This is a genomic window from Pseudomonas ceruminis (assembly GCF_021602025.1).
Taxonomy (GTDB): domain Bacteria; phylum Pseudomonadota; class Gammaproteobacteria; order Pseudomonadales; family Pseudomonadaceae; genus Aquipseudomonas; species Aquipseudomonas ceruminis.
In genome coordinates this window covers 116,418-137,810 of the sequence record NZ_BQHW01000010.1, presented here as the reverse complement: position 1 = coordinate 137,810, position 21,393 = coordinate 116,418, and the positions used below count along the sequence as shown (strand labels likewise).

The 21,393-nt window shown below is 63.1% G+C and carries 18 protein-coding genes and 1 pseudogene; 12 read left to right on the top strand and 7 right to left on the bottom strand.

Annotated elements, in window-relative coordinates:
- Nucleotides 1–13: 13 nt before the first annotated feature.
- Together L6D80_RS14220 and L6D80_RS14215 are read right to left on the bottom strand one after the other, a co-directional pair.
- The gene (locus L6D80_RS14220; protein ID WP_176512635.1) at nucleotides 14–1,003 is read right to left on the bottom strand and encodes a 2-hydroxyacid dehydrogenase; all 990 of its coding nucleotides are present in this window, start codon (nucleotides 1,001–1,003) and stop codon (nucleotides 14–16) included.
- Nucleotides 1,004–1,110: 107 nt separating this feature from the next.
- A pseudogene (locus L6D80_RS14215) lies at nucleotides 1,111–3,871 on the bottom strand (response regulator).
- Between the two features lie 193 nt (nucleotides 3,872–4,064).
- On the opposite strand from L6D80_RS14215, the gene L6D80_RS14210 reads away from it, so the two are divergent.
- From L6D80_RS14210 to L6D80_RS14180, 7 genes are all read left to right on the top strand, one after another.
- Entirely contained in the window at nucleotides 4,065–4,781 is a 717-nt protein-coding gene (locus L6D80_RS14210; RefSeq protein WP_054900569.1) for a response regulator transcription factor, read from the top strand.
- A 3-nt stretch (nucleotides 4,782–4,784) separates the two neighbouring features.
- Nucleotides 4,785–6,191: a sensor histidine kinase gene (locus L6D80_RS14205; protein ID WP_223849177.1), complete on the top strand. Its 1,407-nt coding sequence runs from the start codon at nucleotides 4,785–4,787 to the stop codon at nucleotides 6,189–6,191.
- An 87-nt stretch (nucleotides 6,192–6,278) separates the two neighbouring features.
- Nucleotides 6,279–7,178: a cysteine synthase CysM gene (gene cysM, locus L6D80_RS14200; protein ID WP_176512634.1), complete on the top strand. Its 900-nt coding sequence runs from the start codon at nucleotides 6,279–6,281 to the stop codon at nucleotides 7,176–7,178.
- Nucleotides 7,179–8,537, top strand: coding sequence for a 23S rRNA (uracil(1939)-C(5))-methyltransferase RlmD (gene rlmD / locus L6D80_RS14195; RefSeq protein WP_176512633.1), 1,359 nt, complete (start codon nucleotides 7,179–7,181; stop codon nucleotides 8,535–8,537).
- 96 nt (nucleotides 8,538–8,633) lie between these two features.
- Entirely contained in the window at nucleotides 8,634–10,874 is a 2,241-nt protein-coding gene (gene relA / locus L6D80_RS14190) for a GTP diphosphokinase (RefSeq protein WP_054900565.1), read from the top strand.
- 116 nt (nucleotides 10,875–10,990) lie between these two features.
- Nucleotides 10,991–11,824 (top strand): nucleoside triphosphate pyrophosphohydrolase, encoded by an 834-nt coding sequence (mazG, locus tag L6D80_RS14185; protein WP_054900564.1) that lies wholly within the window; start codon nucleotides 10,991–10,993, stop codon nucleotides 11,822–11,824.
- 26 nt (nucleotides 11,825–11,850) lie between these two features.
- Nucleotides 11,851–12,390: a DUF2058 domain-containing protein gene (locus L6D80_RS14180; protein ID WP_054900563.1), complete on the top strand. Its 540-nt coding sequence runs from the start codon at nucleotides 11,851–11,853 to the stop codon at nucleotides 12,388–12,390.
- Between the two features lie 46 nt (nucleotides 12,391–12,436).
- Here the strand turns inward: L6D80_RS14180 and L6D80_RS14175 are convergent, their stop codons facing one another.
- From L6D80_RS14175 to purM, 4 genes are all read right to left on the bottom strand, one after another.
- The gene (locus tag L6D80_RS14175; RefSeq protein WP_054900562.1) at nucleotides 12,437–12,619 is read right to left on the bottom strand and encodes a hypothetical protein; all 183 of its coding nucleotides are present in this window, start codon (nucleotides 12,617–12,619) and stop codon (nucleotides 12,437–12,439) included.
- A gap of 179 nt (nucleotides 12,620–12,798) precedes the next feature.
- Nucleotides 12,799–13,509 carry a DUF3108 domain-containing protein gene (locus L6D80_RS14170; RefSeq protein ID WP_054900561.1) on the bottom strand — a complete coding sequence of 237 codons (711 nt, stop codon included), beginning with the start codon at nucleotides 13,507–13,509 and terminating at the stop codon, nucleotides 12,799–12,801.
- 8 nt (nucleotides 13,510–13,517) lie between these two features.
- Entirely contained in the window at nucleotides 13,518–14,171 is a 654-nt protein-coding gene (gene purN / locus L6D80_RS14165) for a phosphoribosylglycinamide formyltransferase (protein WP_054900560.1), read from the bottom strand.
- Nucleotides 14,171–15,229 (bottom strand): phosphoribosylformylglycinamidine cyclo-ligase, encoded by a 1,059-nt coding sequence (gene purM, locus L6D80_RS14160; RefSeq protein WP_054900559.1) that lies wholly within the window; start codon nucleotides 15,227–15,229, stop codon nucleotides 14,171–14,173. Before purM ends, purN begins: the two co-directional genes overlap by 1 nt.
- Nucleotides 15,230–15,570: 341 nt before the next feature.
- Between purM and L6D80_RS14155 the strand changes: the two genes are divergently transcribed.
- The 5 genes from L6D80_RS14155 (at nucleotide 15,571) to L6D80_RS14135 (ending at nucleotide 20,056) form a co-directional block, all read left to right on the top strand.
- Nucleotides 15,571–16,632 (top strand): DUF2066 domain-containing protein, encoded by a 1,062-nt coding sequence (locus tag L6D80_RS14155; protein ID WP_176512632.1) that lies wholly within the window; start codon nucleotides 15,571–15,573, stop codon nucleotides 16,630–16,632.
- Nucleotides 16,633–16,644: 12 nt separating this feature from the next.
- Entirely contained in the window at nucleotides 16,645–17,718 is a 1,074-nt protein-coding gene (locus L6D80_RS14150) for an AI-2E family transporter (RefSeq protein ID WP_054900557.1), read from the top strand.
- Between the two features lie 189 nt (nucleotides 17,719–17,907).
- Entirely contained in the window at nucleotides 17,908–18,615 is a 708-nt protein-coding gene (gene hda, locus L6D80_RS14145; RefSeq protein WP_008092169.1) for a DnaA regulatory inactivator Hda, read from the top strand.
- A gap of 126 nt (nucleotides 18,616–18,741) precedes the next feature.
- The gene (locus tag L6D80_RS14140; RefSeq protein ID WP_176512631.1) at nucleotides 18,742–19,383 is read left to right on the top strand and encodes a C40 family peptidase; all 642 of its coding nucleotides are present in this window, start codon (nucleotides 18,742–18,744) and stop codon (nucleotides 19,381–19,383) included.
- Between the two features lie 139 nt (nucleotides 19,384–19,522).
- Nucleotides 19,523–20,056, top strand: coding sequence for a C40 family peptidase (locus L6D80_RS14135; protein ID WP_054900555.1), 534 nt, complete (start codon nucleotides 19,523–19,525; stop codon nucleotides 20,054–20,056).
- Between the two features lie 10 nt (nucleotides 20,057–20,066).
- Here L6D80_RS14135 and L6D80_RS14130 read toward each other — a convergent pair whose 3' ends face one another.
- Complete coding sequence (locus L6D80_RS14130) at nucleotides 20,067–21,383, bottom strand: PQQ-dependent sugar dehydrogenase (RefSeq protein WP_176512630.1); 1,317 nt, start codon at nucleotides 21,381–21,383, stop codon at nucleotides 20,067–20,069.
- Nucleotides 21,384–21,393 lie beyond the last annotated feature (10 nt).

Sequence of the window (21,393 nt, the reverse complement as noted above, 5' to 3'; positions counted from 1 at the left end):
GCGTATCCTAGCATCAACCTGTGACCAGATTCTGCGGATTGCCTGCCGCCCAGCGGCTGATGTTGTCCAGTGTGGTCGTGGCAATCGCAGCCAGTGCTTCGTGGGTCAGAAAGGCCTGGTGTGCAGTGACGATCACATTCGGGAAGGTCAGCAGCCGCGCCAGTACATCATCCTGCAGCGGCAGGTCGGAGCGGTCCTCGAAGAACAGTTGAGCTTCTTCCTCGTATACGTCCAGGCCCAGGTAACCGAGTTGGCCGCTCTTGAGGGCATCGATCAGCGCCGGGGTGTCGACCAGCGCACCGCGGCCGGTGTTGATCAACATGGCACCGGGCTGCAACAGGGCCAGGCTTTGCGCGTTGATCAGGTGCTTGGTGTGTTCGGTCAACGGGCAGTGCAGGCTGATGATCCGTGCCTCGCGCAGCAGCTCGGGCAGCTCCAGGTAGCGTGCGCCCAATGCCAGCAACTGCGGGTTGGGATAGGGGTCGTAAGCCAGCAACTGGCAGCCGAAGCCCGCCATGATCCGGGCAAAGGCCTCGCCGATCTGGCCGGTGCCGACCACGCCGACAGTCTTGCCATGCAGGTCGAAACCGGTCAGGCCATGCAAGGTAAAGTCGCCCTCGCGGGTGCGGTTGTAAGCCCGGTGCAGGCGTCGATTGAGTGCCAGGATAAGCGCCACGGCATGTTCGGCTACGGCATGCGGCGAATAGGCTGGTACACGCACCACCGCCAGGCCCAGCTGTTTGGCGGCAGCCAGGTCGACATGGTTGTAGCCCGCCGAACGCAGGGCGATCAGGCGCGTGCCGCCGTTGGCCAGGCATTGCAGTACCTGGGCGTCGAGTTCGTCATTGATGAAGGCGCAGACCACCTCGAAGCCGTGGGCCAGGGCGGCGGTGTCGAGGGTCAGGCGGGCGGGCTGAAAATGCAGGTCCAGGGCCTGGTCGCGGCTGGCCTGGGTGAAGCTTTCCTGGTCATAGTGCTGGCTGCTGAACAACAGGGCGCGCATGGTCGGGCTCCTTGGCGGGGGTTGGGCGATTGTAGCCACCTGGCTGGAGAGGGATGTTGATCTGCACCGCCTTCATTGCCGGCAAACCGGCAATGAAGGCGGTGAGCTCAGGCGCTCAGACGCGCCTGCGCCGCCAGCCGGCAGATCGCTCCGTCCAGTTCATCCAGCGCTTGTTGCGCCTGGGGGTGGTCCTGCTTGAGCAACGTCTCGCTGCGTTGGCACGCCGCGCGCAGCTGTGGCACACCGCAGTAGCGCGAGGCACCGTTGAGCCGATGCACTTGCTCGATCAGTCCTGTGCGGTCCTGCGCCTCGCGCGCGGCACGGATCGCCTCGCGGTCACTGTCCAGCGAAGCCAGCAGCATCGCCAGCATGTCTGCGGCCAGGTCCGGCTTGCCGGCCGCCAGGCGCAAACCTTCCTCCGGGTCGAGGATCGCCAGCTCAGAGCCTTCGGCCAGTTGTTGTTCCTGGCGCTCCAGCGGGGCGGCACCCAGGCTCAGGCCGGTCCACTTCATCACGACCTGGGCCAGTTGGCGTTCGCTGATCGGTTTGGTCAGATAATCATCCATGCCGCTGTGCAGCAGGGCACGTTTTTCGTTGGCCATGGCGTGGGCAGTCAGGGCAACGATCGGCAGCGGGCTGCCGCTCTGGGTGTTCTCCCACAGGCGGATCTGTTCCGTGCAGGCCCGGCCGTCCATGCCTGGCATCTGCACGTCCATCAGTACCAGGTCGAAGGGTTCGTTCTGCACGGCTTGCACGGCGGCATAGCCGTTGTCCACCGCCAGCACTTCGGCGCCCAGGTCTTCGAGCAGTGTCTGCACCAGCAACAGGTTGGCAGCATTGTCGTCGACACAAAGAATTTTCGGCCGGCGCTGGCCGCTGTTACCCGGGGCCGGCTCACCCAGTGGGCGGCGCGGTTGCAACAGCTCCAGCAACAGGCGGCGCAGCTTGCGCGTGCAGGTCGGTTTGGACAGCAGTTGGCCGTGGCCATTGGGCAGGTAAGGGTGGTACAGCGCCTGCTCGGTGGTTGGGCATAGCACCACACACTGACAGTGATAGCGTTCCAGCTCCTGATGGTACTGGCCAAGCTGTTCGGGCGAGAGGTTGCCCAGGTTGGCGCCGAGCACTGCAAATTCGAACGGCAGCCCGGCCTGGAAGCCAGCCTGCACCCCGTGCAGCAGTTGCTCGTAGGAGCCGAAAAGGCTGACGCTCAGGCCACAGTCTTCCAGTTGATGTTCCAGGGCCTGGCGTGCCAGCTCATGGCCGTCGACGATGGCGGCGCGGCGGCCCAGCAGCGGTTGCAAGGGCTGCTCTTCGACGTCGTCGTGGGCCTTGGGCAGGTTCAGGCTGATCCAGAACTGCGAGCCTTCGCCCGGTGTACTGTCGACGCCAATCTCGCCCCCCCATTTGCTCGATCAGGCGCTTGGAGATCACCAAGCCAAGACCGGTACCTCCGGGCTGCCGCGCCAGCGAGTTGTCGGCCTGGCTGAAGGCCTGGAACAGCGTGCGCACATCCTGCGGAGACAGGCCGATGCCGGTGTCCTGCACACTGATGCGCAGTTGCGCGCTGTCTTCGTGTTCGTCCTCGAGCATGGCGCGCACGACGATGGTGCCTTCGCGGGTGAACTTGATGGCGTTGCTCACCAGGTTGGTGAGGATCTGCTTGAGCCGCAGTGGGTCGCCGACCAGCGAGGACGGGGTATCGCGGTAGATCAGGCTGAGCAGTTCGAGCTGTTTGGCATGGGCGGCGGGGGCAAGGATGGTAAGGGTGTCCTGCACCAGGTCACGCAGGTTGAACGGGATGCTGTCGAGGACCAGCTTGCCGGCCTCGATCTTCGAGAAGTCGAGGATCTCGTTGATGATGCCCAGCAGGTTGTCAGCGGACTTTTCAATGGTGCTCAGGTAATCCAGCTGGCGCGGGGTCAGCTCGCTTTTCTGCAGCAGGTGAGTAAAGCCCAGAATGCCGTTGAGCGGTGTGCGGATTTCATGGCTCATGTTGGCCAGGAACTCCGACTTGATGCGGCTGGCTTCCAGCGCCTCCTTGCGCGCCATGTCCAGCTCGATGTTCTGGATTTCGATGGTTTCCAGGTTCTGGCGCACGTCCTCGGTCGCCTGATCGATGCTGTGCTGCAGCTCTTCGTGGGCGCTGTGCAGGGTTTCGGCCATGCGGTTGATGCCGCGGGCCAGTTCGTCCAGCTCATGGCTGCCCATGGTCGGCAGGCGTTCCTCGAGGTGGCCGTCCTTCAATTGGTTGACCGCATGCTTGATGCGTGCGATCGGGTCGTTGATGGTGCGGCTCATGCGCATCGCCAGCAGGCCGCTGAGCACCAGGCAGGCGAAGATCAGCAGCACGCTGGTGAACAGGTTGCGGTAACCACGCAGCAGGGTGCCGTCGTGTGACAGTTCGATCTCGACCCAGCCCAGCAGGCGCTCGGCTTCGGCCGGCACGGCGTCGGTGGCCAGGTCGCGGTGGTGGCCGAACACCGGCATCAGGTAGCGGGTGGCGTCGTTGCCGCTGCGCTCAAGCAACTGGGTGCCGGTACCGCCGCTGGGCGGCTGGTTGATCATGCTCGGGCCGGCATGGGCCAGGCGTGCACGGTCCGGGGCAAGGAAGGCCACTGCGCGAACGTCGGCCTGCTCCAGGGTCTGGGCGGCGATCCGTTCCAGTTGCGCGGGTGTCTGCCGGGCCAGTGCGGGGGCGGCCAGCGGCGCCAGCTGCTCGGCGATCATCTTGCCGCGCTGCAGCAACTGGGTGCGCAACTGGTTTTGCTGCAGCCAGGTGAAATAGCTGCCCAGTACCAGTGCCATCAGGCTGGCAGGCAAGAGCGCCAGCAGCAAAACCCGGCTTCTGATTCCCAAACGATCGAGCACACTCGCCTCCTGTGATGTGCCTGGACGCCGTCGGCGAGGCGACGGACCAAAGCGGAAAGTTACTCCGCCTGCCGCACTAATGCACCCTTTGTCGGTGTTTTCACGGGTGTGTCGAGGTATTGGTCGCCAGGCGGTTGCCTAGACTGAGTGCATGCCCAATAATTGCGCAACTGAGAATGGATGGCAGTTGCCAATGAATCCCGTAGCTATTCATACATCGAACATCCTCGCCATCGAGGATGACCCGATCCTGGGGGCCTACCTGCACGAAGAGCTGGAGCGTGGCGGCTTCCAGGTCACCTGGTGCCGTAATGGCCTGGAGGGTTTGGAAACCGCCGGCCGGCAAGCCTTCGACGTGGTGCTGATGGACATCCTGCTGCCAGGGCTCAATGGCCTGGATGCGCTGGCCCAGTTGCGCCGGCGCAGCGCAACGCCAGTGATCCTGATGTCGGCGCTGGGGGCCGAGGCCGATCGCATCAGCGGCTTTCAGCGCGGGGCTGACGACTACCTGCCCAAGCCCTTCAGCATGGCCGAACTGCGTGTACGCATCGAAGCGATCCTGCGCCGCGTCGCCCTTGAGCGTCGCCACCTGCCTTTGCAGGAGGCCGCCTCCGGCGAACTGGTGTTCGACGAGGTGCTGTGCGATGTGAGCCTGCAAGGGCGCCCGGCTGGGCTGACCCCCAGTGAGTATCGGCTGTTCGACATCCTCAATCGCAATGTCGACGAGGTGCTGAGCAAGCCTTTCCTGTATCAGCAGGTGCTGCAGCGTGGTTACTCGCGGCATGACCGCAGCCTGGACATGCACATCAGCCAGATCCGCCGCAAGCTCAAGGGTATGGGTTATCAGGAGCGGCAGATCCGCACCGTGTGGGGCAAAGGCTACGTGCTCAGCGTCGGCGAGGCGGAGTAGATCATGCTCGACCGCCATTCGCTGTTCTGGAAGCTGGCCATCCTGTTGATTGGCTTCTGCCTGTTGATGATCGGCCTGAGCTACACCTGGGGCCGTCATATGGAAACCCAGAATGCCTTTCTCAGTGAGCCCGCCCGCCAGGCGCTGCGCGGCTACGCCGGTGAGGCCGAGCAGGCCTGGCGCAGCGGCGGGCGAGCTGGGCTGGACCGCTGGGTGGCGGCCATGCACCAGCGTGAGCGTGGCTGGATCGGGGTGCTCGACATCAACCTGCGGCCGCTCGACAGCGCCACGCTTGGCCCACAGATCATGCAACGGCTCACCCGCCTGCGCGGGGTCGACTGGCCCATGAGCCGGCGCAGTATCGACCAACCCTGGGTACGCATACCGTTCCCGGGTGCACCGGAGCAGGGCATGCTGGTGATCGAGCTGCCAGAACGTTTCAACCCTGGTCAATACCGCGTGCTGTGGCGCGTGGTGACCAACGGCATCATCCCTGGCCTGTTCACCTTGCTGCTGTGCGTGGGGTTGTACCGCATGCTGATCGTGCCGCTCAATCAACTGCGCGAGCAGGCCAATGCCTGGCGCGCCGACCAGCTCTCAGCCCGCCTGGACTCACGCACCATCGCCCGCCATGACGAACTGGGCGAACTGGCCCGCGCCTTCGACCAGATGGCCGAGCGGCTGCAGGGTACCGTGGCCATGCAGCAACAGTTGCTGCGCGACTTGTCCCACGAGATGCGTACACCGTTGAGCCGCCTGCGGGTGGCCTGTGATGGCGAAACCGACCTGCAGCGCCTGCGCGAGCGCCTGGGTCGTGAGGTGGACTGCATGCAGCAACTGGTCGAGAACACCTTGCAGCTTGCCTGGCAGGACGCCGAGCGCGCGCCGATGAACCTTGAGCCGATCCAGGTGCAGGCGCTATGGGATTTGCTGGTTGAGGACGCCAGTTACGAAAGCGGTTGGTCGCCCACGCGACTGCGCTGCGAGCTACCGGCTGAATGCTGGGTGCAAGGCAACCTCAATTACCTGGCCCAGGCCTTGGAGAACATGCTGCGCAATGCCATTCGCCACTCTCCGGACCAAGGCCTGGTAAGGCTGGGCGGGCAGCGTGAGGGTGGGTACTGGCACCTGTGGCTGGAAGATGAAGGCAGCGGAGTGGCCCAGGAGGACCTCGAGCGGATCTTTGCACCCTTTTCCCGGCTCGATGGCTCGCGCCCCGGGGACGGTGGGTTCGGCCTGGGGCTGAGCATTGCCCGCAGTGCCATTCAGCGCCAAGGCGGCACCTTGTGGGCGGAGAACGGCAAGCGTGGGCTGCGCTTGTGCATGCGCCTGCCCGCGCATGCAGTGCCTACTTCGCGGGGCACTGCGCTTGCCCAGCTACAGCCCATCACAGGGGCTTATAACGTGTAGCTATAGCGACTACAGATTGCGTGATATGGCCGGGAAGGGTTTGCCGGTATGATAGGCGCCCCTGCCGTTCGGATTGTGAAATACGCCATGACCTTGCAGTACCCAACCATCGCCGATTGCGTCGGCAATACGCCTCTGGTTCGCCTGCAGCGCATCGGTGGCGAAACCAGCAATATTCTCCTGCTCAAGCTCGAGGGTAACAATCCAGCGGGCTCGGTGAAGGATCGCCCGGCACTGTCGATGATCACCCGCGCCGAACTGCGTGGCCAGATCAAACCCGGTGACACCCTGATCGAAGCGACCTCCGGCAACACCGGCATCGCCCTGGCCATGGCGGCGGCGATCAAGGGCTACAAGATGATCCTGATCATGCCGGACAACTCCACCGCTGAACGCAAGGCAGCGATGACTGCCTATGGTGCCGAGTTGATCCTGGTGACCAAGGAAGAGGGCATGGAAGGTGCTCGCGACCTGGCCGAGAAGCTGCAGGCCGAAGGCCGCGGCCTGGTGCTGGACCAGTTCGCCAACGGCGACAATCCGATCGCCCACTACACCAGCACCGGCCCGGAGATCTGGCAGCAGACCCAAGGCACCATCACCCATTTCGTCAGCTCCATGGGTACCACCGGCACCATCATGGGCTGCTCGCAGTACCTCAAGGAGCAGAACCCGGCGGTACAGGTCGTCGGCCTGCAGCCGATGGAAGGCTCGGCCATTCCCGGCATCCGTCGCTGGCCGCAGGAGTACCTGCCGAAGATCTTCGACGCTACCCGCGTCGACCGGGTGGTCGACATGTCGCAGCAGGAAGCCGAAGACACCACTCGCCGCCTTGCCCGCGAAGAGGGCATTTTCTGTGGCGTGTCTTCCGGTGGTGCGGTCGCAGCCATGTTGCGTCTGTCCCGCGAAGTAGAAAACGCTGTGATGGTCGCGATCATCTGTGACCGCGGCGACCGTTACCTGTCCACCGGCCTGTTCGACCCGAGCTAAATGTCCAGAAAGAAAAGCAACAGCGGCCTGCGCTTCCAACCGGCCGGTGGCAACCGCACCCCCCAGGTACCTGTGGGCAAAAAGCAGCGCCTGGATATCGAGCGCCTGGCCGGTGACGGCCGTGGCATCGCCTTCCATGACGGGCGCACCTGGTTCGTCAGCGGTGCGCTGGCCGGTGAAACAGTCGAGGCACGGGTGCTCAATGCCCGCGGCAAGGTGGTAGAGGCGCGTCTGGAACGGGTGCTGCAGGCCAGCGCCGAACGCCGTGAGGCGCCGTGCCGTCATTATCAGCGCTGCGGTGGCTGCAACCTGCAGCACCTGCCGCACGCCAGTCAACTGGCGCTCAAGCAGCGTACCCTGGCCGAACAGCTGCAGCGGGTGGCCGGGGTACAACCTGAAGAATGGGCCGCGCCATTGAGCGGGCCGGAATTCGGTTACCGGCGCCGGGCGCGGGTAGCGGTGCGCTGGGACGTGAAAGCGCGCCAACTGGACGTGGGCTTGCGCGCCGAAGCCAGCCAGGACATCGTTGCCATCGACGATTGCCCGGTGCTGGTACAGCCCTTGCAGTCTATTTTGCGTCATCTGCCGACTGTGCTGCGTTCGCTGGGCAAGCCCCAGGCCATTGGCCATGTGGAACTGTTCAGCGGCACCGCCGAGGCTGTGCTGGTCCGCCATGTGGCACCGTTGCCAACTGATGACCTGGCGCGCCTGCAGGCATTCTGCACTGAAGCTCAGGCGCAGTTGTGGCTGCAGGGTGAGGGTGAGCCGGCGCCTGTGCAGGCGCAGGCCACGCTCGGCTTTGCCCTGGCGCCCTGGCAACTTGAGCTGGCCTGGCGCCCGGGCGATTTCGTCCAGGTCAACGCCCAGGTCAACAGCGCAATGATCGAGCAGGCCCTGGCCTGGCTGGCACCGCAAGCCGACGAGCGTGTGCTCGATCTGTTCTGCGGGCTGGGCAATTTTGCTTTGCCGTTAGCCCGGTACGCCCGTGAAGTGGTCGCAGTAGAGGGTGTGCAGGCCATGGTCGATCGGGCTGCTGCCAATGCCCGAAACAACAATGTGCATAACGCACAGTTTTTTCAGGCCGATTTATCGCAGCCTTTGGCCGGTGCCGTATGGGCCGCCGAGGGCTTTTCTGCGGTACTCTTGGACCCACCGCGTGACGGTGCTTTCGAGGTGGTGCAAGACATCGCCCGCCTCAAGGCCAGGCGGCTGGTGTATGTATCGTGCAACCCGGCCACGCTGGCGCGAGACGCCCAGGTGCTGGTTGGCCAGGGGTACCGGTTAAAAAGGGCCGGGATTCTCGACATGTTTCCTCAGACGGCGCATGTCGAGGCCATGGCGTTATTCGAAGTGGGCTAGCAGGCTGGCCCCTTGGTGCGGCTTCCACGGATGGGAGGCCACACGGTGATAGCCAGTGCACCCGCGGGGTGTGCTGTATGGAAAGGTAAAACAAAGATGGTACAGGTGAGAGTGCACCAGCCGGTCAACACGGACGGCAGTATCAATCTCGAAGCATGGCTGGATCATGTAGTGAGCGTCGATTCGGCATTGGATCGCGTCGCACTCAAGGAGGCCTGCGAGTTCGCCCAGGAAGTCGAGAAGAAGGGCAACCCGGCCAAGCATTCTTGGGCCGATGGTACGTCCAGCTTCCAGGCTGGCCTTGAGATCGCCGAAATTCTTGCCGACCTCAAGCTCGACCAGGATTCCCTGGTGGCGGCGGTAATCTATCGCTCGGTGCGCGAAGGCAAGGTGACCCTGGCCGAGGTCGGCCAGCGGTTCGGCCCGGTGGTGTCCAAGCTGATCGACGGCGTGCTGCGCATGGCGGCCATCAGTGCCAGCCTGAGCCCGCGCCAGTCGCTGGTGTTAGGGTCCCAGGCGCAGGTCGAAAACCTGCGCAAGATGCTGGTGGCCATGGTCGACGATGTTCGCGTGGCCCTGATCAAGCTGGCCGAGCGGACGTGTGCGATCCGGGCGGTGAAGTCCGCCGATGACGAAAAACGCCTGCGCGTAGCGCGCGAGGTGTTCGACATCTATGCGCCGCTGGCCCATCGCTTGGGTATTGGCCACATCAAGTGGGAGCTTGAAGACCTTTCGTTCCGCTACCTCGAACCGGATCAGTACAAGCAGATCGCCAAGCTTTTGCACGAGCGCCGGCTGGACCGCGAGCGCTTCATCAGCGATGTGATGAACCAGTTGCAGAATGAGCTGCTGGCCACCGGGGTCAATGCCGATATCAGCGGCCGGGCAAAACACATCTATTCGATCTGGCGCAAGATGCAGCGCAAAGGCCTGGAATTCAGCCAGATCTACGACGTGCGCGCGGTGCGTGTTCTGGTGCCTGAGGTCCGTGACTGCTATACCGCGCTCGGTATCGTCCATACCTTGTGGCGGCACATTCCCAAGGAGTTCGACGACTACATCGCCAACCCCAAGGAAAACGGCTACCGCTCGCTGCACACCGCGGTGATCGGCCCCGAGGGCAAGGTGCTGGAAGTGCAGATCCGTACCCACGGCATGCACGAGGAAGCCGAACTCGGTGTCTGCGCCCACTGGCGTTACAAGGGCACCGACGTCAAACCCAGCTCCAACCATTATGAGGAAAAGATTTCCTGGTTGCGCCAGGTGCTCGAGTGGCACGAAGAGCTGGGCGACATCGGAGGCCTGGCCGAGCAGTTGCGGGTGGATATCGAACCTGACAGGGTCTATGTGTTTACCCCCGACGGCCACGCCATCGACCTGCCCAAGGGCGCCACACCGCTGGATTTCGCCTACCGCGTGCACACCGAGATCGGCCACAACTGCCGTGGTGCCAAGATCAACGGGCGCATCGTACCGCTCAACTACAGCCTGCAGACCGGCGAGCAGGTGGAGATCATCACCAGCAAGCACGGCAACCCGAGCCGTGACTGGCTCAACTCCAACCTGGGTTACGTCACCACCTCGCGGGCCCGGGCCAAGATCGTTCACTGGTTCAAGCTGCAGGCGCGTGACCAGAACGTGGCTGCCGGCAAAACCTTGCTCGAACGTGAGCTCAGCCGCCTGGGCCTGCCGCAAGTGGACTTCGAGCGCCTGGCCGAGAAGACTAACGTCAAGACCGCCGAGGACATGTTCGCTTCGCTCGGTGCCGGGGACCTGCGCCTGGCGCACCTGGTCAACGCTGCCCAGCAACTGCTCGAACCCGAGCGTATCGAGCAGATCGAACTGGTGCCGCGCAAGCCCACCGGCACGCGTACCGGCAAACGGGGCGACATCCAGATCCAGGGCGTCGGCAACCTGCTCACGCAGATGGCTGGCTGCTGCCAGCCGCTGCCCGGCGATGCCATCGTCGGCTATATCACCCAGGGCCGCGGCGTGAGCATTCACCGCCAGGATTGCGCCTCGGTGCTGCAGTTGGCCGGGCGTGAGCCGGAGCGGATGATCCAGGTCAGCTGGGGGCCGATACCGGTGCAGACCTACCCGGTCGACATCGTCATTCGTGCCTACGACCGCCCGGGGTTGCTGCGTGATGTGTCGCAGGTGCTGCTCAACGAAAAGATCAACGTGCTGGCGGTGAACACCCGCTCGAACAAGGAAGACAACACCGCGCTGATGTCGCTGACCATCGAGATTCCTGGCCTGGATGCGCTGGGCCGCTTGCTGGGCAGGATCTCGCAGTTGCCTAACATCATCGAGACGCGGCGCAATCGCACCCCTTGAACAACTGCATTGGGCCGCTGTGCGGCCGATCACCGGCAAGCCGGCGCCCACAGATACCGTGTGAGGGCAGGCTTGCCGGCGATCGGGGCGAAGCCCTCGCCTGGGAATAGAAGCCAATGACCTACACCCTCGAAGACCTGCTGCACCTCATGGCCCGCCTGCGTGACCCGCAATACGGCTGCCCATGGGACCTCAAGCAGAATTACGCCAGCATCGTGCCGCACACCATCGAGGAAGCCTACGAGGTCGCCGACACCATCGAGCGCGGAGATTTCGAGCACCTGCAGGGTGAGCTTGGTGACTTGCTGTTTCAGGTGGTCTACTACAGCCAACTGGCCCGCGAAGAAGGGCGTTTCCAGTTCGACGGAGTGGTCGATGCCATTACCCGCAAACTGATCCGCCGCCACCCCCATGTGTTCCCTACCGGTGAGCTCTATGCGCCCCTGGACACGCCCAGCCTCAGTGAGGAGCAGGTGAAGTCGCGCTGGGACGCGATCAAGGCCGAAGAGCGCGCCGAAAAGAGTGGGCCTGAACAACTGTCGTTGCTCGATGACGTGCCTGCGGCCTTGCCGGCCCTGTCGCGGGCGGCCAAACTGCAGAAGCGCGCGGCCACGGTCGGTTTCGACTGGCCTTCGGCGTTGCCGGTGCTGGACAAGGTTCGCGAGGAACTCGACGAAGTGTTGCAGGCCATGGCCGATGACGATGACCAGGCCCTTGAAGATGAAGTTGGCGACCTGTTGTTCGCCGCCGTGAACCTGGCTCGACACCTCAAGCAAGACCCGGAAAACGCCCTGCGCCGCGCCAATCGCAAGTTCGAGCGGCGTTTTTGCTTTATCGAGCAGGCATTGCGCGACAGTGGCCGACCGATTGAAGATTGTAACCTTGACGAGCTGGACGCCCTTTGGGGAGAAGCCAAACGTCAGGAAAAGAACCTGCCCAGCTGCGGCTGAGTGGCTGCATAAGTGAGTGAACATTCATGAGTCTTTCCCTTCGCGATCAATTGCTCAAGGCCGGTCTGGTCAACCAGAAACAGGTCTCCCAGGCCAATAAGGCCGAGAAGAAACAGAAACGCCTGGAACACAAAGGCCAGGTCGAAGTTGACGACAGCCAGCAGCGTCTGGCCAAGGAAGCGATGGCCGAAAAGGCCAAGCGTGACCAGGAACTCAACCGTCAGCAGCAGGAAAAGGCCGAGCAGAAAGCCCGTGCCGCGCAGGTCAAGCAGTTGATCGAAGCGACCCGCCTGCCCAAGCTCAACACCGAGGACTACTACAACTTCGTCGACGACAAGAAGGTCAAGCGCATTGCTGTCAATGCCTTGATGCGCAGCAAGCTGAGCAACGGTGCGCTGGCGATCGTGTCCCATGGCGGCGGCTACGAGGTGATCCCCCGCGAGGCGGCGGTGAAGATCCAGGAGCGCGACCCTCATCGTATCCTGCTGCTCAACACCCATGTCGAGGAAGCGGACGAAGATGATCCGTACGCAGCCTACAAGATCCCTGACGATCTGATGTGGTAAACACGAAAAACCCCGCCTAGGCGGGGTTTTCTTTGAGAAGTCTGTGTCATTGCGTGGTGCGCTGGTTTTCCAGGACTTCAAGCTCAACCCGGTACTGGTGGGCTTCATGTTCATTGTGGAACATCCCGACCAATTGGCCCTGCTGGTGCACATCCCAGATCCGCACGCCAGCGGCCAGGCCTTCGTGGGACATTTTCGATTCGTCGCGTTCGGTTACTTGGACTGTCATCGTTAAACTCCACTTTCCAGTTGGTTGCGACACTGTGTCGCACACCTTCTTTATAGAGTTTGTTAGCAGGCTAAGTAAATAAAACAGCGATGAAACAAGTTTCATGAAGCGGCGCCGCGCTTCAGGTGCAAAAAAGCCCCGCACAAGGCGGGGCTTTGGATGCTGCGGGCTGTGGCGGTTCAGTTACCCTTTACCGACTTGCCATCGACCGTGCCATCCTGCAGCACGATCACATACTCCTTGCCGTCGGTCTCGACCTGACGCAACTGCACCAGCAGGTAGTCCCAGTCCTTGGCAAACCACAGCTCGGTGATGCGCTTGCTCTGGCTTGGGTCGCGAACACGCTCGACCTTCACGGCATCGACCTGGCCAGTCTTGGTGGTGACCTTCTCGGTGCCGAGCACGCGGAAGTCGTAGGTGTCGATCTCGTCACCGTCCACCACTTGGTAGGTCATGCTCTTTTTGCCGGCGGCCACATCATGCTGCAGTGCCAGCTGGTAGGAAGACTTGTCCAGCACGCCGCGGTTAAGCGGCAGGTTGATGGCATCGCCACGGTCAGTGCCGGTGACTTTCTTGCTGTTCCAGTCGAACGTGAGGTCGACTTTCTTGGCCTTGCCCAGGCCGCCGCGCTCGAAGTGGTACTTCTGCGGCAGCAGGGTATCGTTGTCCAGGCGCAGGGAGCTTTGTTCGGTCAGGCTGGCAATCATCATGGAAGCCTTGAAATTAAGGTCCCAGGTACCGTTGGCATTCTTGACCAGGCTACGCTCGGCAGTACCGCTCATGGGCAGTTGCTTCCAGTCGGCGGTGTAGCTGGCCGAGAAAGGCTTGAGGTCAGCTGCCTGAAGGGGCAGGGCGAGCACGGCGAGAGCCAAGAGCAGGGCGCGACGCATATATTCTCCTAGGGTCGGATCAAGTGACCACTGGCCGGCAATGGCTGGCCATCCAGTAACGCACCCTGTTCGCCCAGGCGCAAGCGGCCTTCGGCAAACCAGTGCACTGCCAATGGGTAGATCTGGTGTTCCAGATGGTGTACCCGCTGGGCCAGGCTTTCAACGGTGTCGCCTGGCGCCACCGGCACCACTGCCTGTACGACCAGGGGGCCGCCATCGAGTTCCTCGGTGACGAAGTGTACGCTGCAGCCATGCTCGGCGTCGCCTGCCTCCAGTGCCCGGCGGTGGGTATGCAGGCCCTTGTATTTGGGTAGCAGCGACGGGTGGATGTTGAGCAGGCGGCCCTGATAGTGGCGCACGAAGCCGCCACTGAGGATACGCATGAAGCCGGCCAGCACCACCAGGTCTGGCGCAAAGCCGTCGATGCGTGCCATCAGCGCCGCATCGAAGGCTTCACGGCCGTCGAAACCGGTGTGCTCGAGCACCTCGGTGGCGATACCGGCCGCTGCGGCCCGTTGCAGGCCGTAGGCATCGGCGCGGTTGGCAATCACCGCAGCGATGCGCACCGGGCTGTCCGCGCCACAACTGCTGTCGATCAAGGCTTGCAGGTTGCTGCCGGAGCCCGACAGCAGTACCACGACATTGCAGGGCTTGCTCGGCATCAGTGTGCCTTGAGGTTCTGCAGCTCGACCTGGGCAGCGCCTTCGGCGGCCTGTTCGATGCGGCCGATGACCCAAGGTTGCTCGCCTTCTGCGCGCAGTACGTTCAGGGCGGTTTCGACCTGGTCCTGGGCCACGCAAATGACCATGCCCACGCCGCAGTTCAGCACACGGTGCATTTCGTGCTCATCGACATTGCCTTTTTCCTGCAGGAAGTCGAACACCACCGGGCGCTGCCAGCTGGCCACGTCGATCACCGCCTGAGCGTTGTCTGGCAGAACGCGCGGGATGTTGTCCAGCAGGCCGCCGCCGGTGATGTGGGCCATGGCCTTGACGGCGCCGGTGTCCTTGATCAGTTTGAGCAGTGGCTTGACGTAGATGCGGGTCGGCGCCATCAGCAGGTCGGTCAGCGGCTTGCCGTCGAGCTGGGTGTTTTCGATGTCGGTCGCGGACACTTCGAGGATCTTGCGGATCAGCGAGTAGCCATTCGAATGCGGGCCGGACGAGGGCAGGGCGATCAGCGCGTCGCCGGTGGCAACCTTGGAGCCGTCGATGATTTCGGCTTTTTCCACCACGCCCACGCAGAAACCGGCCAGGTCGTAGTCTTCACCTTCGTACATGCCAGGCATTTCGGCGGTTTCGCCGCCCACCAGCGAGCAACCTGCCAGTTCACAGCCGGCGCCGATGCCGGTGACCACGGTGGCGGCCACGTCGACGTTGAGCTTGCCGGTGGCGTAGTAGTCGAGGAAGAACAGCGGCTCGGCACCACAGACCACCAGGTCGTTGACGCACATGGCGACCAGGTCCTGGCCGATGCTGTCGTGCTTGTTCAGGTTCAGCGCCAGGCGCAGTTTGGTACCGACGCCGTCGGTGCCAGAGACCAGTACAGGCTGTTTGTAGCCGGCCGGGATCTCGCAGAGGGCGCCGAAGCCGCCCAGGCCACCCATGACTTCAGGGCGTGCGGTGCGCTTTGCCACGCCCTTGATGCGTTCGACCAGTGCTTCGCCGGCGTCGATGTCTACACCGGCGTCCTTGTAGCTCAGGGAGGGTTGCTTGCTCATTGATCCAGGCCTTTAAGAGGGAGGGATTCGTAAAAACGACCGTGACGGCCAAGGCCGGCTGGGAAGCGGCGGCTGCCTGAAACGTCAGAGTCTGTGAAGGCGCGCGATTTTATCAGGGTTGCCGTGCAGCGGCCATCCTCAGGCCGACGGGCAGGGCACTAAAGCATTAAAAAACATCCTTTCACGGGCTTCGACTGGTTGCCGTGCAGGTGGCTGTATAAGGTATAGGAAAGGCGATGGCGCAAAATGCGCCGTGCGAGGGAGCAATCGTTGCCCCGTGGCGGTCACACAGCCAGCACGTAGCAGCCCGTTGCTCCTTGTTTTCTGGACAGGAATCCTCCATGCGCTTTTTCAACATCCTGGCAGGCAGTTGCCTGGCCCTGGTCACGCTGGCCGCCCAGGCCGAAAACGTTTCTGGCCTTTATCAGGTGCGCGAACCGGTCGCGGGGCAGGGCGCCGAAGCCCGTACTGCAGCCACCGTGAAGGCATTCGATACCCTGGTGCTGCGCCTGACCGGCGACCCCAAGGCGGTACAAAACCCAGCGCTGGGCGAACTGCGCAAGGACCCACAACAGATCATCAACCAGGTCGGCACCGAGGCCGGCCCGCCGGAGTCGGTACTGGTCGAGTTCGACCCGGGCAGCACCGAACGGGCGTTGCGCAAGGCCGGGCTGGCGCTGTGGGGGAGCAACCGGCCGTCCATTCTGGGTTGGTGGCTCAACGACAGTGTCGAAGGCAGCAATCTGGTCGGTGATGGCCAGGCCAGTGCCCAGCCCCTGCGCCTCGCTGCCCAGCACCGTGGCCTGCCGCTGCGCTTGCCGTTGGCCGACCTGCAGGAGCAACTGGTGGCCAACGCCAAGCAGCTCGAAGGCAACGACCCTGGGCCACTGCGCGAAGCGGCCGAGCGCTACGGCGCCGATGCGCTGCTGGCGGTGCATGCACAGGACGCCGACGGCAAATGGCAAGGCAAATGGCAGTTGTGGCAAGGCGACCAGCGCGAGCAAGGGACTGCTGAAGGTGCCGACCAGGCCGCCCTGGCCGACGCGGTGATGCTGGCGGTGAGCAACCGCATGGCGCCGCGCTACGTGACCCGGCCGGGCGCCAGCAGCCAGTTGCAGGTGCAGGTGCAGGGCATGAACCTGCAGCGCTATGCCGAGCTCAGTCGCGTGCTCGAGCCGTTCGGGCCGCGCCTGCAGATGGCCGAGGGCAACACGCTGACCTATGGCGTGACCGCCAACCGCGATCAGTTGCGCGCCCAGCTTGGCCTGGCCAAGTTGCAGGAGTTGCCGGACGAACCGGCACCGGCCGCGCCTGCAGCCCCTGCGCCAGGGCCATCGCAGGAGCAACCTGCAACCGCCCAACCTGCAGCCAAGCCGTTCGACGGTCTGCGTTTTCGCTGGTAAGGAGTGGTAACCATGATCGATACCCGTCGCTGGATCTGGCTGGGGGCAGCCCTTCTGCTGGCTGTACTGCTGTATAGCCTGCACAACATTCTCACACCGTTCCTGGTCGGCATTCTCCTGGCCTACCTGGCTGACCCGTTGGTCGACCGCCTCGAGCGCCTGGGGTTGTCGCGTACCTGGGGTGTGGTGGTGGTTTTCGCCCTGTTCACCTTGATCTTGCTCGCCTTGCTGCTGGTACTGGTCCCCATGCTGGCCAAGCAGTTGGTGCGCCTGTACGAACTGGCGCCGCAGATGCTCGACTGGCTGCAGCATGTGGCGCTGCCGTGGGTGCAGCACCGTCTGGGCCTGGCCGATGGCTTCTGGAAGTTCGACAAGATCAAGGCCGCCATTGGCGAACACATGGGTCAGACCACAGACATCGTCGGCGTGGTGCTGTCCCAGGCCACAGCCTCGAGCCTGGCGCTGATCGCCTGGCTGGCCAACTTTGTGCTTATTCCGGTGGTGGGTTTCTACCTACTGCGTGACTGGGACGTGATGATGGCCAAGCTACGCAGCTTGCTGCCGCGTCAACGTGAGCCGCAGGTGGTAGAGCTGGCGGGCGAGTGCCATGAAGTGCTGGGGGCATTCGTGCGTGGCCAGTTGCTGGTGATGCTGGCGCTCGGTGTCATTTATTCTGCTGGCTTGATGCTGGTAGGGCTGGAGCTGGGGCTGCTGATTGGCATGCTTGCAGGCTTGGCCGCCATCGTGCCGTACATGGGCTTTATCATCGGCATTGGTGCGGCCTTGGTGGCGGGGCTGTTCCAGTTTGGCGGTGACCTGTACCCCATGCTCGGCATCGTGGCGGTGTTCATGGTCGGCCAGGCGCTGGAAGGCATGGTGCTGACGCCGCTGCTGGTGGGTGACCGAATCGGCCTGCACCCGGTGGCCGTGATTTTTGCCATCCTCGCCGGCGGCGAGCTGTTCGGTTTCACCGGTGTGCTCCTGGCCTTGCCTGTGGCTGCGGTGATCATGGTGCTGCTGCGGCATGTGCATGATTTGTACAAGGAATCCGACATGTATGCAGGGGACGTCGACCCTGAGTTGTAAGCCTTGGCCGCTGCGTCTCCCTTGCGACGGCACCACGGCGCGAGGGTGGCGAGGCAGCGCCTTATACGGCGCAACTCGTTGATTTTGCTTGTGCTCTGCGCCTGTGCGATTGTGCCTCCGGCGTTGCAGGTATAGACTTTGCGCACCGTTCACCAAAGGCCCCCTGTGGTCTCCCGACCGCCCGCGAGCATGAAACCACCGATCCAGTTGCCCCTGGGTGTGCGCCTGCGCGATGACGCCACCTTCATCAACTACTATCCGGGCGCCAATGCTGCGGCATTGGGTTACGTCGAGCGGCTATGCGAAGCCGACGCCGGCTGGACCGAGAGCCTCATCTACCTGTGGGGCAAGCAGGGTGTCGGTCGCAGCCACCTGCTGCAAGCAGCTACGCACCGTTTCCAGCAGCGCGGCGAGCCTGCCGTCTACCTGCCGCTGGCCCAGTTGCTCGACCGCGGCGTGGAACTGCTCGACTACCTGGCCCAGTACGAGCTGGTGTGCATCGACGATCTGCATGTCATCGCTGGCAAGGCTGATTGGGAGGAGGCCATGTTCCACCTGTTCAACCGCCTGCGTGACAGTGGCCGGCGACTGCTGCTGGCGGCTTCGGCCTCGCCCCGTGAACTGCCGATCAAGCTGCCCGACCTCAAGTCCCGCCTGACCCTGGCGTTGGTGTTTCAGATGCGCGGGCTGTCCGACGAAGACAAACTGCGCGCCCTGCAACTGCGCGCCTCGCGCCGCGGGCTGCACCTGACAGACGAAGTCGGGCATTTCATCCTCACCCGTGGCACGCGCAGCATGAGCGCGCTGTTCGACCTGCTCGAGCGCCTCGATCAGGCTTCGTTGCAGGCGCAACGCAAGCTGACCATCCCATTCCTGAAGGAAACGCTCGGCTGGTAGGCCCGTAAATACGGGGCTTTGAGCGGTAAAACAAAAAAGTCACATCTTTTTCGATAAAATTTGCAAATGGTCCCGATAGAAGGCATAGTTTCCCCCTTCTAAAGGATTACAGACACGGTCGTGCCCATGCTAAAGCGCTTCGCACCCCTCGTGCCACTCGCACTCGTGACCCTGCTGTTTGGCTGCGCGGCTCAAGGCCCGGTTTCCCAGACTCAGGAGCACACCCCGGTCGCCACCCAGTCGGTGACCAAGGCCAAAGCCTCGGCTTCGTCGGTATTCGGCGAACAGGAAGAGCTGGCCACTGAAGATGACCTGGAGGCATTCTCCAGCAGCAAGCCCTACCAGCTGCCTGTGCTGGCGGACAGTATCCTCGAGCGCGGCATGTCGTTGATCGGCACCCGCTACCGCTTCGGTGGTACCTCGGAAGCGTCCGGCTTCGACTGCAGTGGTTTCATCGGTTATCTGTTCCGCGAAGAGGCCGGCATGAACCTGCCGCGTTCGACCCGCGAGATGATCAACGTCGATGCGCCCAAGGTCGCCCGCAACAAGCTCAAGCCAGGCGACTTGCTGTTCTTCAGCACCAATGGCCGTGGCCGGGTCAGCCACGCCGGTATCTACCTGGGTGACAACCAGTTCATCCACTCCAGCAGCCGCCGCAGCGGTGGCGTACGCATCGACAACCTCGGTGATCGCTACTGGAGCAAGACCTTCATCGAAGCCAAGCGTGCCTTGGCGATGGCGCCGACTACCAATATCGCGCGCAACTGATGGCCAAATGATGTACCCTGCCGCGGCGGCGATGCTTGAAAAAAAGCTCGCCGCCGTGCGCATTTACAGAAAGCGTCTAATCTAAATTCTCAACTCTTTTCGGCTGCGGTCGTGCGGTCTCAGACAGGAAGTTCTGGCCATGACGATGATGGCGCGCTTCGTATTTCTTTCCCTGGTGGCATCACTTGCTGCCTGCTCCAGCCGTGCTCCTGCGCCGGCGCCTGTGGTGCAGCCTCAGGTTACCTATAGCCAACCGAGTGTTTCCCCGGTTGCCGACGACGTGCTTATTCGCGCCATCGGGCTGGTGGGTACGCCGTACCGATGGGGTGGCAATACCCCCGACTCTGGTTTTGATTGCAGCGGCTTGATTGGCTATGTCTACCGCGATGCTGCAGGTATCAGCTTGCCGCGCTCGACCCGCGAAATGATCGTGATGCGGGCGCCGACGGTGAACATCAACGCGCTGCAGTCCGGCGACTTGGTGTTCTTTGCCACCAGTGGCGGCTCGCAGGTCAGCCACGCCGGGATCTACGTAGGTGAAGGGCGCTTCGTGCATGCGCCCTCCACAGGGGGTACGGTGCGCCTGGATTACCTGTCCAACAGCTACTGGTCCAAGGCCTACCTGCAGGCCAAAAGGGTTATCCCCCAGGGGCACCTGGCGCAGAACCCCTGAGCATCAGGCGCTACGGCGCCTTGCTCACCCGCCACACGACGTTGCCGACGTCATCGGCCACCAGGAGGCCGCCGCGTGGGTCAGTGGCTACCCCAACCGGCCTGCCCATTGCCTTGCCATTACTGTCCAGAAAACCGGTGAGCAGATCGAGTGGTTTGCCGACCGGTTTCCCTGTGCTGTCAAACGGCACGAAAATGACCTTGTAGCCGCTGTGTGGCTTTCGGTTCCACGAGCCGTGCTGGCCCACGAATGCACCGCGGTCGAAGGGCGCTGGCAACGTCTGCGGCTGGGCGAATGCCAAGCCCAATGAGGCGGTATGCGGGCCTACCGCATAGTCCGGGACCAATGCCCGTGCGACCTTTTGCGGATCTTGCGGCTGTACGCGCTCATCGACGTGTGGGCCGTAGTAGCTGTACGGCCAGCCATAGAAACCGCCCTCTTTGACCGAGGTGATGTAATCAGGCACCAGGTCACTGCCAATCTCGTCCCGCTCGTTGACTGCCGTCCACAGCCGGCCGGTGCGTGGCTCCCAGGCCAACCCATTGGGGTTGCGCAGGCCTGATGCATAGAGCCGATGTGCGCCAGTGGCGGCATCGACGTCCCAGATCGCTGCACGGCCCTGTTCCTGGTCGAGGCCGTTTTCCCCTACGTTACTGTTGGAACCCACCGTCACATACAGGTGCTTGCCATCGGCACTGGCAATCACATTTTTGGTCCAGTGATGGTTCAGGGGGCCCCCAGGCAACGCGACGACCTGCGTTCCGTGCTCGCGAAGTTGGGTGGCGCCTGGCGGATAGTGAAAGCGCAGCAGCTTGTCGGTGTCGGCAACATAGAACTCATTGCCGACCAAGGCCATGCCGAACGGTGAGTTGAGTCCGTCGAGGAACGTGGTGCGTATTTCAGCAACGCCATCATGGTCGGCGTCACGCAGCAAGGTAATGCGATTTGCGCTGGGCACGCCTGCTCCGGCCCGCTGCATTGCCTTGCCCATGATCCACCCACGTATGCCCTTGCCGTCATCGGGTTTGGGTGGGGCGTTGGTTTCAGCCACCAGAACGTCACCGTTCGGCAGCACGTAGAGCCAGCGCGGATGGTCGAGTTTGTCGGCAAAGGCCACCACCTGCAGGCCGGTGGCGGCTTTCGGCTTGGCACCGCCCGGCCAGCCGACGGCGGGCGCGATATTGACCGTCGGGAGCAAGGTCTTGTGGGGGGCGGGCAGTTGTGGCGAGGTGCCGCTGCCGTCATCCACACTCAGCAAGGCAGTGTCGCCACACCCTGTCAGACAGGCGCCGAACAGCCACGGTAAGACGATGCCGATGCGTTTCATGTTCGCCGCC